General features: G+C 23.9%; 7 protein-coding genes. All 7 read left to right on the top strand.

Annotation, left to right across the window (positions count from 1 at the left end; translation table 11 throughout):
* The first annotated feature begins 514 nt into the window (after positions 1-514).
* Positions 515-5,914: a right-handed parallel beta-helix repeat-containing protein gene (locus tag BGI41_RS02980; protein WP_088538759.1), complete on the top strand. Its 5,400-nt coding sequence runs from the start codon at positions 515-517 to the stop codon at positions 5,912-5,914.
* A 614-nt stretch (positions 5,915-6,528) separates the two neighbouring features.
* Entirely contained in the window at positions 6,529-7,668 is a 1,140-nt protein-coding gene (locus tag BGI41_RS02970; RefSeq protein WP_088538757.1) for a hypothetical protein, read from the top strand.
* A gap of 361 nt (positions 7,669-8,029) precedes the next feature.
* Positions 8,030-10,336 carry an MJ1255/VC2487 family glycosyltransferase gene (locus BGI41_RS08540; RefSeq protein ID WP_233126299.1) on the top strand — a complete coding sequence of 769 codons (2,307 nt, stop codon included), beginning with the start codon at positions 8,030-8,032 and terminating at the stop codon, positions 10,334-10,336.
* Positions 10,337-10,556: 220 nt separating this feature from the next.
* Positions 10,557-11,234 carry a UMP kinase gene (pyrH, locus tag BGI41_RS02955; protein ID WP_088538756.1) on the top strand — a complete coding sequence of 226 codons (678 nt, stop codon included), beginning with the start codon at positions 10,557-10,559 and terminating at the stop codon, positions 11,232-11,234.
* Positions 11,235-11,244: 10 nt separating this feature from the next.
* Positions 11,245-11,436 carry a DUF2116 family Zn-ribbon domain-containing protein gene (locus BGI41_RS02950; protein WP_088538755.1) on the top strand — a complete coding sequence of 64 codons (192 nt, stop codon included), beginning with the start codon at positions 11,245-11,247 and terminating at the stop codon, positions 11,434-11,436.
* Between the two features lie 229 nt (positions 11,437-11,665).
* The gene (locus BGI41_RS02945; protein ID WP_088538754.1) at positions 11,666-11,989 is read left to right on the top strand and encodes a heavy metal-binding domain-containing protein; all 324 of its coding nucleotides are present in this window, start codon (positions 11,666-11,668) and stop codon (positions 11,987-11,989) included.
* 32 nt (positions 11,990-12,021) lie between these two features.
* Positions 12,022-12,894, top strand: a complete 873-nt coding sequence (locus BGI41_RS02940; RefSeq protein ID WP_143744774.1) for a heavy metal-binding domain-containing protein — start codon at positions 12,022-12,024, stop codon at positions 12,892-12,894.
* Positions 12,895-13,076: the final 182 nt, after the last annotated feature.

The following is a 13,076-nucleotide window of genomic DNA, read 5'->3' as shown; positions in this document are numbered from 1 at the left end:
AAATTTATTTTTTTAATTTTTAATTTATCTTTTTTAAATTCAATATTTTTTATTTTATTCTTGTTTTATCCTTTATTTCTAATTTTATTTAGTTTAAGTTTTTAATTAAAAATAGTAATTTTTATATATTAATTTTAATAAAAGTTTTAATCGTTATGTAATAGTTTACATTTCATAACATTTTTTATTATTTGTTTCATATTCTCAAATAATAATTTAAGGAGTAATAGTTGAATATTATATTTTTAAGAATTTAAATTTAGAAAACTAATATTTACTTGTTCTATTTGAGTATTACTAAATTTATTTTTTTAATTTATAATATTTTAAATAATTTGATGTTTGTTTTAATATAATTTTCAATATTATTGTTTATTCATTTCGTTATATTTTTTAAGTTTTATAATTTGTTTAAATAATTTTTTGATATATTTATGTTTAAATTCTTAAATTTTATATAATATTTTTCTATGGAATAGATAATTGTATGTTAAAAAAATTATGGGGTTATAATATGAATAATTTAAAAACTATGTTAATTATTAGTATTATTGCATTTTCCATGATTATAATTCCTTGTTCATTTGCTGCAGATCCTAATATTGGTCTGCATGATAATTCTATTGGTGTAGATGATATATCAACTAATAGTAATATTTTTTATGTAAGTAATGAGGATATTAAGAGTTCTAATGCATTGAATGATAATTATAATCTTGGAGATTCTAACTCTGATCATGACATTTATGTTGCTACTGATGGTAGTGATGATGATGGGGATGGTTCTGAGTCTTCACCATATGCAAGTATTTCAAAAGCTATTAACTCAAGTTCCAAATCTGATATGTACAATATTAATGTTAAAAATGGAACTTATGTAATTAGTTCCCAACTTAATATTGAAAATAAAAATGTTATTGGTTTAGGGGGTGTTATTTTTGATTTAAATAATCGTGCTAATGGTTTTTATGCAACTGGTGTTGTCTCTTTTTCTAATATTAAATTTATTAATGGAAATGGATCAAAATCTTATGGTTATTCTCCTATAAAATCTTCATCTACTTCAGGTGAGTTATTAAAAATAACTAATTGTACTTTTGAAAATTGTTATGGTAATTATGCAGGAGCAGTAACTACTTATTATAGTGGTTATGCAAATCTTATTGTATCTAATTCTACTTTTAGAAATTGTCATTCTACTAGTTATGGTGGTGCTATTTCAGTAAGTTCATCAAAAACTGCAAATATTACTAATTGTATATTTGAAGATTGCTCTGCTAATTATGGAGGATCAATTGCATTTGTTAATACTAATGGTGGAAGTATTGTAAACAACTGTTTATTTATTAATAGTGTTGCTAATAATAATCAATCTATAATTTATTCAAAAGGTTTAGAAAATCTTGAATTTAACTTTTGGGGAAATAATTCTAAACCAGATGCTTATGTTATAGGTTCTAAAAATAATGTAAATAAATGGGTTGTTTTAAATTTAATTACAGATACTAGTTTTATTACACTTGGAAATCAAATACCATTTAATTATGATTTCACAAAATATACTGATGGAGTTAATTTTATTGCTTTAGAAAATTCAATGCCTAATTTATCATTTACAGTTAATTCAAAATTAGGTGAATTTGATAATGTTGATCTTTTAACAGCAAATGGAGTAGCAAGTAATGTTTATACTCCAAAAACCACTGGTGATGAAAGTATTTCTTTAAATATAAAAAATAATACTGTTGTTAAATATGATTTTCCAGTATTTACTTCTTCTGATTCATTTATTTTTGTTTCTGATGTAGGTAATGATAAAACTGGGGATGGTTCTAATCAAAATCCATATAAAACAATTCAATATGCTTTATCTAAAGTTTCTAATGTTAAAAATTCTATTTTTATTAAAAAAGGAAAATATAATGAAAATAATTTAGAAATTTCTAAAAATGTAACTATTATTGGTGAAGATATTGATTCAACTATTATTAATGGAACTAATACTGGTCGTATCTTTATTATTGATGGAAATATTAACGTTGTATTAAAATCACTTACCTTAACTGATGGAACACCTGATTATGATTCTGATGATTTCACTGTTGGAGGTAAAGGTGGAGCAATATATGTTGATTCTGGTAATTTAACATTAGATAATATTATTATTTCTAATTCAAAATCAGCAGCTGGTGGTGCAGTAGCTATTTTCTCTGGTCCTTCTGGCTCATTAAAAGTTATTAATTCTCAATTTATTAATAATAGTATTGATCAAGATGCATATGATAGTTATTACTTTGATACTTTAGGTGGAGGTGCAATATACTCTGAATCAAGTAATTTCATTACTGAAAACTCTACTTTTATTAACAATTCAAACCCTGCTGATGAAAATAATTATGCTGGTGCTATCTTCCTTGCTAATAATGGAATAATTAATAATTGTACTTTTATTAATAATTCTGTAAATGGTTATGGTGGTGCTATTTCAGTTGAAGCATATACTTCTTCAAATGTAATAATTACAAACAATATCTTTTGTAATAATTCAGCTAAAATTGGTGGTGCTATTTATAGTGATTTAAGTAAATTAACTACTATTAAAAATAATACTTTTATTTCTAATAAAGCTACTAAAGAAGGAGGATCCATTTCAATATACTCACTTACAAATTATGCTATAATTGAAGATAATATTTTTAATGAAAGTAATGCTATAAATGGTAGATATGTTTCAATTAAATATGCAAATGTTTTATTTAATAATAATATAATTAATGACACTAATCCAAAAACTAATGTAATTTATCTTAATAATGGTAAAATTAATGGTAATTTAACATTTATTTCTAATAAAACTATTACTGTTTTACATGGATCTAATGTAAATTTCACTGCATTATTTACTGATAATATGAGAAATCCAATAACTAATGCTAATATTACTTTTACATTAAATGGTGAAGTTATTGGTAATGCAATTACTGATGCTAATGGTATTGCAACTTTAAATTATAAAGTTGGTGATTCCTTAGAAGATTATGTTCTTAGTGGAACATTAAAAGGTAATGAAGGTAATGTAACTGTTTTAAATGGAACTGTTAAAGTTTCTAAATATTACTGGTTTATTGGAGAACAAGGATACTTTACATTACAAGATGCTGTTGATGGTTCTGTTGAAGGAGATACAATTATAGGTCTTCCTGGTACTTATTTCTTTAATAAAGAAATTGCTATTGGAGACAGGATGAAAAAAATCTATAAAAATGTTACTATTAAAGCAAATAAATTAGGTGATATTACTTTAGTTGGTGTAAATACAACTTTATTTAATGTTGCAGCTAAGTATTATGGCGCATATGATCACAGACCATCATTACTTAATCTTGAAAATATGATTGTTGAAAACTGTAGTTCTGAATATGCTGGTGCCATTTATAATGATGCATATTTATGTTTAAACAACTGTATTTTTAGAAATAATTTTGCAACAAATAAAGAGGTTTCTTCTAAATGGCATGGTGGAGTTATTTTAAACTGGAAATCTATGGTTATAAATAACTGCACTTTTGAAAATAACCATGCTACTGTTGGAGGAGCTATTTATACTGAATCTTTAGAAGGTAATGTTACAATTAAAAATACTAACTTTATTAATAACTATGCTACTGCTGAAGGAGGAGCAGTTTATGCAGGTAATGGTTTACATGTATTTGAAAATTGTAAATTCTTATCAAATATTGCAAGTGTAGGTGGAGCTATTTGTGCAGCTACTGATACAATAGTTAATAATACTGAATTTATTAGTAACACTGCAGATATTGCTGGTGGAGCTGTTTATGCAACTAATGGTAACTTTACAGCTAATAATATTAGTGTAATTAAAAGTAGTTCTAAATATGGTGGAGCATTATATCTCCTTCCAGGTATTACTTATTATACTACCTATGAAAATGGAAATTATTATCAAGAAGTAGATCTTGAAATCTTTAATATAACTAATTCATATTTTGAGAAAAACCATGCAGATATTGATGGTGGAGTAATATTTGAAGGTTATAATAAAGTATCTACTGGATTTATTGATAATTGTACTTTTGTAAACAACAGTGCACTTGGAAATGGTAGTGTTTTATCAAATTATATGGGTAATGCAACTATTAATAATTCTAGATTTATTAATAACACTGGTGTAAATGGTACCTTATACAATAAAGGAAACATTGTTGAAGATATTCTTGGACCAATTCAATATTCTGGAAATATGTTTATATATAATTCAGAATTTATTAATAATACTGCAGTAATTGGTGGTGCTCTATTAAACAATGATCCTTTATCTATTGCTGTTATTAAAGATTCTAAATTTATAAACCAATCTGCAACTGATTATGGTGGAGTTATATTAAATAATGGTTTTGTTAATTTAACTGGTAATTTAATGAGTAATTGTAGTTCAAATGTAGGTAATTATATCTATAATAATGGTACTATAGCTCTTGTTTATTTAAATTTCTTAAATAATGAAACTGTTGAAGTAAAAACTTACGTTTCAAAAATTGTACTTTTAAATGCTACTGTTACTGATGATATGGGTAATCCAATTACTGGTCAATACCTTGTATTTAATGTAAATGGTACTAAAACAGCTAAAGTTTATGTTGATGAAGGTTTAGCTACTATTAATTATACAATTCCTAATAACGGTGAATATTTAGTTTCTGGAGTTTATGATACTAGTGATCTTTCTATAAAAACTGGAGTTATTTCTACTGTTGAAAAAATTACATCTCACTTTGTTTATGGAAATAATTCAATTAATGTTGCTGAAGATTATGTAATTAAATTACTTGATGGTGGAAATAATCCTTTAGTTGGTAAAGTAGTTAATATTACTATTGTATCTGATAAAAACACTGTTAGTGAAAATTATATTACTGATGAAAATGGTAGTATTGTAATTAAATATTTACTTTCTGGTAATTATTTAATCTTTGGTAATTATTCTGGTGATGAAAATACTGTAGGAAGCAATTTCACAACTAATCTTTCAGTTAATAAATTTAAAACTAATATAGATATTACTTATAATAATAAAAGTATAACTGCTCAATTAACTAGTAATGGAAAACCATTAGTAAGTAATAATCTTAGAGTATCTTTATTAAAATCAAGTGTTATAGTCTATAATCTTATAACTGATAGTGAAGGTAAAATTTATCTTAATAATTTACCTGGTGGAAATTATTTAATTACTGTAAGCTTTGATGGAACTGAAATGTATGAATCTTCTTCAAATTCATTAAATGTTAACGTTCCTAAAACAAAAATAGTTATTACTGCTAAAGATATGGTTCAAAAAGCAGTTGATTTCTATAATGGTGAAAGAGGAGCATACTTTAATGTTTCAGTTAAAGATGAATATGGAAATCCTTTAGCAAATAAAAATGTTAACATTGGATTTAATGGTGTAGCATATAATGTTATAACTGATGCAAATGGTATTGCAAGACTTCAAATTAATCTTGCATGGGCTAATGTTTATACATTTGCAGTTGCAGTATTATCTGATGATGAATATGAAGGTAGTTTTGTAGTTTCTAAAATTACTATTACTAAAAAACCAACAACTCTAGTTGTTCCAAAGAAAACATATAGTCTTAATACTAAAACTAAAACAATTACTGTTACTTTAAAAGGAGATAAAGCTATTAGTCCTGGTTTTGTTCCTGGTGTTAATAAAGTTGTTAAAGTTACTGTAAATGGTAAAACATATAGTGCAAAAACTAATTCAAAAGGTGTTGCTACTGTTAAAGTTTCAGTTAATAAAAGAGGAACTTATGTTGTAACTACTAGTTTTGCTGGTGATGGAACTTTTGCTGCTAAAACTGTAAAATCTACTTTAGTAATAAAATAGTTGTAAAAATTTTAATTAGAGGATAGTTATTTTATTTAACTATCTTTTTTGTTTTTTTATTGTTTTTGTGTTTATTTTGTGTTTATTTTGTTTCTTGTGTCTGTTTTTTTCTTGTATATGTTTTTTGTGTTTATTTTGTTTCTTGTGTCTGTTTTTTTCTTGTATATGTTTTTTGTGTTTACTTTGTTTCTTGTGTCTGTTTTTTTCTTGTATATGTTTTTTGTGTTTATTTTGTTTCTTGTGTCTGTTTTTTTCTTGTATATGTTTTTTGTGTTTATTTTGTTTCTTGTGTCTGTTTTTTTCTTGTATATGTTTTTTGTGTTTATTTTGTTTCTTGTGTCTGTTTTTTTCTTGTATATGTTTTTTGTGTTTATTTTTATTATTACCTTTAATCAAAATTTAGTTTAATTATCTTATTATTCTGTTTTTTATGAATTTTTTTAATTAATTTTTATATTCATTTTTTCTTTATACAAATTTAAAATTATTTTTCCCTAAACTATTTAAAGCTTTTAAAACTATCTAAATATTAATAATTATAAAATATTTTTTTATTTTATATAATTTTTATAAAATATTTTTATGTCTTGTAAAAACTAGTATTAGGTTAATTTATGAAATATGATAATTATTATCTTGCAGGAATAATATTAATAATATTTGGAGCTTTGATTTATTTTACAAGCTTTTTAGATCTTATTATAAGACCATTATTCCAACCATTACTTATGGGTTCATCTAAAGGAAAAGATGTACTTTATTTTGTAATATTTGGAATATTTTTAATTTTCTCAAGATATGGTGAAAAACATAATTTAAATTGGTTTAATAAATCTAATGATTTCTATCTTAAGTTATCTTTAGTTTTAATTTTAGTTATTGGTGTAATTGGAATATTAACTGAAGTATATATTAGATTAAAACTTAACTTACCATTAGAAACTACATTTGTTGTTGTAGAACCTAAGATGACAACAACTAGTATTCAACATTCTCATGTTTTTAAATCAGTTTTTGGTTCAATTATTGTTTTATTAATCAAGAATATTCCAAGTAGTATTCATGTAGGTAATAGTCTTGCGCCATATATTCCTAATTTAGTTAAATATTGTTTTGTGCTTGTTCCTATTCTATTTATTACTATGATTAAATCAGTTGAAAATAGAAGTCTTTTCCCTAAACTTTTATTGATTTTCTTATTAAGTCTTGGTATTATTGGTATTATGGATGGTGGTTTATTTGCAACACCTACTATTGCAGGAATTTATGGAATTTTAATTATCATGTTTAATGAGTATTTAATTGATAATGTCACACCAGTTTTAACAAAGAATAAAGAAAGTACTAAATATCTTGATGCATCTAAGCAATATACTGAAGTAAGTAGTTTAAAAGATAATATTTCAAAAGATTTAGCTATATTTAGAGATAATATTTCACAAAGAAAACATCTTAAATATTATTTTAAAATTGCTCTTCCTCATTTAATTCTTATTCTTATAATTATTCTAAGGTTTTCATTTGTATTTGCATGTGCTCAAACAGCATACTATGAGGTAGATATTTTAGAACCACAGGATAATATTGATTTAAATGAGTATGGTGTTTTAAGTGTTAAACATTTACCTGATCGTGATATTTATTATTTATCTTCTAATCATAATGAAATGAAACTTTTAAATAGTTTAGATAATCATTTAAATGGTACGTGTAAGGCCTTTACTATTTCATGGAACCCTTATTCTTATTTCTAATTTTTTTCTATTTTTTTCTATTTTTTTATTTTTTTAGTTTTTTTAGATTTCTATTTTTTTTTTTAGTTTTTTTAGATTTCTGTTTATTTTAGTTTTTTCATGATTTTTTTATTTTTTTTAATTTTATAAATATAAGTTTTTTATTAAGTAAAAATAGGATTTTTATTAAAATTTAATATACTTTGTGTTATATATTAATAAACATTGAAAATCTTTTAGAAATTTTTTATATATTCAATTTTAAATTTAAAATTTATTTTTAAATAAATTTAGTGGAGTTAAATATTTTTAAAAATTATTATTTTAAATGATTTTTATATTTTTTTAAAGGATTTATATTTTTAAGTGGAGAATCTGTAAGATGAAATTAAGTATTATAATTCCAACATATAATGAAGAAGCATACTTACCTAAACTTCTTGAAAGTATTAAACGTCAAGATTATAATGATTATGAGGTAATTGTTGCAGATGCAGATTCTACAGATAAAACAGTTAATATAGCATCAAATTATGGTTGTAGGATTGTCAAAGGGGGCATGCCTGCTGTAGGTAGGAATAATGGTGCAAAAATTGCAAAAGGGGATCTTTTATTATTTTTAGATTCTGATTTAAGACTTTCAAAAGGATATCTTAAAAATTGTGTATCAGAATTTGAGGAAGATGATCTTGGAATTGCAATTAGTCAAATGATGGCAGATTCTGATAAAAAGTATTATCAAATCTTACATGACTTTGCAAATAAATTTATGATTTCTGTAGAAAATATTAAACCTCATGGTGCAGGATGTTATGGTATTATCTCTAAAAAAAGTCTTCATGAAGAAGTTGGAGGATTTGATGAATCTTTAAATTTTGGTGAAGATACTGATTATATTGAAAGAATTGGTAATATTTCTGAATTTAAAGTTTTAAGAACTGCTAAATTATATGTTTCTACTAGGAGACTTGAAGAAGAAGGTTTAATTTCTCTTGTAAAAGTTTATGGTAAAAGTACAATTAATGATTTTATGGGAAAAAGAACCTCTGCAGATGAATTAGGTTATACTTTTGGTCATGATCTTAATAAAACATCATCAATGAAAAATTCTTCTAAAGGTATTAATTCAACTTCATCACATGTTAAATATAGTCCATCTAAACTTAAATTCACTTCTTCAAATAAAACAAAAAATTATGCTCATTCTAAAAAGCTTAATAAAAATAAAATTAAAACTCCAAGTGGATCTAATATGTCTAATTTAAAAACAGATAATTTAGATACTACTTCTAAATTTAAAAAGGTTGAAACTAAAAAAATAAATCCAAAATCTATTAAAACTAAAAAACCAATTAAAATATCTACAAAAAAAGTCCATTATAAGGAAAATGGTATTGAAGTTAAATCAAATAACACTGAACATAATGCTAGTGAAAATGTAATTAATTCTAATATGAGTTTAGATGAAATATTTGGAAATAAAAATAATATTAATAATTCTAATAAACAAATTAAACTTAATAAAAATTCTAATAAACAAAATCAAGGACGTTCTATTAAAAATCAGAAATCTAGTAAAGGACTTACTGAAAATCAGAATAAAAAAGCTAAAAATTCAAATATTGTAAAAAGAAGTAATAAGGTTATCTTTTATTGTGTATGTGGAGAAGGTATGGGTCATGCAATAAGAAGTGCTGTAATCTTAAATCATCTTGTTAAAGAGTATAATGTATTTATTTTTTCAGGAAATAGAGCATATACTTATTTAAATAGTAAATTTAATAATGTTTATGAAATTGGTGTATTTAATACATTTTATAAAAATAATGTTGTAAATGATGTTGAAACCTTTAAACAATGTATGAAAGAGAATCCATCTAATATTAAAAAATGTTATAATACAATATTTAAATTAGCAAAAAAATATAAACCTGGATTGATTATTTCTGATTTTGAGAATTATAGTAATCTTGTTGCTCAATTTTTAAATATTCCATTAATAAGTTTAGATAATATTCATATGATTAGTGAAACTGAGATTGATTATCCTCCTAATCATAAGATTGATCTGCTAAAAGCTAAAGCAGTAATTAAGGTTTATGTTCAAAATGCTAAAATACATATTCTTACAAGTTTCTTTAATCCACCTATTAAAAAAGGTAGTAACTCTGTAATTTATCCTCCAATATTAAGAGACCATATAAGGGCTCTTAAATCTGTAAAAGGAGATAAAATTTTAGTTTATCAAACTAGTGATTCTAATTATAAACTTATGGAAAATCTTAAAAAAATAGATGAAGAATTTATTGTTTATGGTTTTAATAAAAATGGAACTGATAAAAATTTAACTTTCCGTGAGTTTAATGAAGATATTTTCTATGATGATTTAAGAACTGCTAAAGCGGTTATTACAAATGGTGGTTTTACATTAATTAGTGAATCTATTTATCTTAAAAAACCAATTTACAGCATGCCTGCATTAGGTAACTTTGAACAAATTCTTAATGGTTTTTATGTTGATAAATTAGGTTATGGAGAATATCATGAAGATATGGAAATTGATAGTATTAAGAATTTCTTATTAAATCTTGATAAATATCAAAAAAATCTTGATAAAGTTCAAAATTCAGATAATACTGCAATATTTAATGAATTAGAAAAAGATATTGAAAAATATTATAATGGATGAAAATATTTTAGTATATTTTAATTTAAATTTAATTTAAATTATTTTTATCGTTTTTGTTTTTACGGTATTTTTAGATTAAAAATTACTTTTATTTACTTTTTTTATATTTGTCTTTTTTAATTTTAATTTTTAAAAAATTAGTTTTAAATAATATAAAAAAGATATCAATTAAAGATGAATAATTTAATAATTTTTTATTAAATTCTTTTCAGGTGAATATATGAAAATAGTAGTGGCGATTGGAGGATCTATTTTAATACAAAAGTATGATGCTAAGATGTTTAAAGCTTATTCAGATATTTTAAAGTCTTTAGCAGAAGATAATGAAATATTTGTTGTTGTAGGTGGAGGAAAACCTGCAAGGGATTATATTAGTGTTGTAAGAGATTTAGGTTGTGGTGAAGCTCAAAGTGATGCAATAGGTATTGAAGTTACTAGAATTAATGCACAATTATTATTATCTGCTTTAGGTGATAGTGCATATCAAAAAGTACCAGTTAACTTTAAAGAAGCTTTAGAGTATTCTGCATTTGGAAAAATTATTGTTATGGGTGGAACAGAACCTGCTCACAGTACTGATGCAGTAAGTGCAATTTTAGCTGAATATATCAAAGCAGATTTACTTATTAATTTAACATCTGTTGATGGTATGTATAATAAAGATCCAAATAAATTTGAGGATGCAAAATTAATTAAAGAAATTACAGCTTCTGATATGATGGAATTCATTAAAGGAAAAGATGTTAAAGCAGGTACTTATGAATTCTTTGATATGACTGCAATTCAAATGATTAAACGTTCTTCACTTGATACAGTTATTGCTAATGGTAATGACCCAGAAAATCTTGTTAAAATTATGAATGGTGAAGATATAGGAACTAGAATAATATCTGATTAGAGGTGAAATTATGGCAGTTGAACCACATAAACATTGTCCAGTTTGTGGAACACCTATTCCATTAAGTGAAAAAGCATGTTCTCCAGATTGTGAGAAAGTAATACGTCAAAGAGAAAATCAAATGAATAGAAATCAAAAATTAGTAACTGTTTTATTAATTATATTTATATTAGTTTGGTTCTATTTCGTAATTATTAAATAGATTTTTTTCTATTTAATATTGTTTTTATAAATTTATTATTATTATTATTTTAATTGTGTGTATTAGAATATTATTTTGTGTTTAAGTGTTGTTTTATTTTAATTGTGTGTATTAGAATATTATTTTGTGTTTAAGTGTTGTTTTATTTTAATTTACTTGTTATTTAATTACTTGATATATAATTAAGATGATTAATTCTATTTTTTTATAATATTTATATGGTGATATAATGATTCTTTCATCAACTAATACTCTTGAAGGTAAGCAAATTAAAAAATATTATGGTATTGTAACTGGAGAAGCTTTAATAGGTTCAAATGTATATAAAGATTTATTTTCTGGTGTACGTGATGTTGTAGGTGGAAGAACATCTAAATATGAAGAAGAAATTCAAAAAGCTAGAAAAGTTGCTCTTGAAAGTATGAAAGATAAAGCATTAGATTTTGGTGCTAATGCAATTATTGGATTAAAAATAAATTATGCAAACCTTGGTGGAACTATGGGTAATACTATTTTAGTTACAGCTTATGGGACTGCAATAACCTATGTTTAATTTTTTATAATTATTTTTTAAGGGAATATAAAATGAAGTTTTTAGAGGATTTTGACTTTAAAAATCGAGATAAAGAGAAAGATAAAAAAGCTGCAATTTGTATTATTTTTGGTTCATTTATAGGTTCAGTTACTTATGCTCTTAGTTTTCGTTTTAATATAGCTATTTTTGGTTGGAACCTTGCATTTATTTTTGCTCCATTATTTGCAGGTTATGCCGAAACATATTTATCTAATAAACTTTTAAATGAAACTACTGGTGCTGTTAGTGCTTATATCTTATTTTTTGTCACTGTAATTCATGGTTTTATTATTGCAAATCCAACTCTTGGATTTAATGGTATAACTGCAGGTGCAATTATAGTTATATTACAAGCAGCATTTCCAACAGCTGTTAATTATTTCTTTTTAGTTGTAATTATAGGTTTACTTTCATATAGTACTGGTTATTTTAAAAGGCTTACTGATAAACTTTATTATACTTTTGTTCCAATATGGTGTAAATTGAGAGGTACTGAATTTAAACCTCCTACATATAGATTAACTAATAAAAACTTTGCATCAGAATTAGATGACATGGATATAAATAATTTAGGTGTATTATTTATGACTACTACTCATCCATGGCAATTAAAAGTTAAAGAGTATATTGGTGTTTATGAAGGTTCTGTAATTATTCCAAATGAAAACAAGTTGTTTGAAGTTAAGACTAAAGAGGAAGAAGATGTTCTTCTTAGAAGATTTCAAGAAGCTAAAGATATTGCACTTTCAAGACTTGCTAAAGAAGTAAAAAAACATGGTGGAAATGGTGTCCTTGATCTTGAGGTTGACTATAATATTGTTGGAGAATTAGTTGGAGATAGTTTTCATATTGTTGCAAAAGGAACTGGTGTTATTTTATACTAGTTAATTATTTACAGTTAAAATAAGTTTTTATTTAATATTATATTAGTTAATTATTTACATATAAGAATTTTTTATTAAATAAAAGGATTTATCTTATTTAATTTTTACTTTTTTTCTTTTTAATGAATTTATTTAATATTTTTTAATGAGTTTATTTTTTTTAATTTTTTATATAATTTAGC

The sequence above is a fragment of the Methanobrevibacter sp. 87.7 genome, from assembly GCF_002208625.1.
GTDB lineage: Archaea > Methanobacteriota > Methanobacteria > Methanobacteriales > Methanobacteriaceae > Methanarmilla.
This window is presented reverse-complemented; position numbering and strand designations above follow the sequence as displayed.

What these genes read in the sequence shown, in the direction of transcription:
- BGI41_RS02980 (WP_088538759.1), top strand. Translation starts at nt 515, where the DNA reads ATGAATAATTTAAAAACTATGTTAATTATTAGTATTATTGCATTTTCC.
- BGI41_RS02970 (WP_088538757.1), top strand. Translation starts at nt 6,529, where the DNA reads ATGAAATATGATAATTATTATCTTGCAGGAATAATATTAATAATATTT.
- BGI41_RS08540 (WP_233126299.1), top strand. Translation starts at nt 8,030, where the DNA reads ATGAAATTAAGTATTATAATTCCAACATATAATGAAGAAGCATACTTA.
- pyrH (WP_088538756.1), top strand. Translation starts at nt 10,557, where the DNA reads ATGAAAATAGTAGTGGCGATTGGAGGATCTATTTTAATACAAAAGTAT.
- BGI41_RS02950 (WP_088538755.1), top strand. Translation starts at nt 11,245, where the DNA reads ATGGCAGTTGAACCACATAAACATTGTCCAGTTTGTGGAACACCTATT.
- BGI41_RS02945 (WP_088538754.1), top strand. Translation starts at nt 11,666, where the DNA reads ATGATTCTTTCATCAACTAATACTCTTGAAGGTAAGCAAATTAAAAAA.
- BGI41_RS02940 (WP_143744774.1), top strand. Translation starts at nt 12,022, where the DNA reads ATGAAGTTTTTAGAGGATTTTGACTTTAAAAATCGAGATAAAGAGAAA.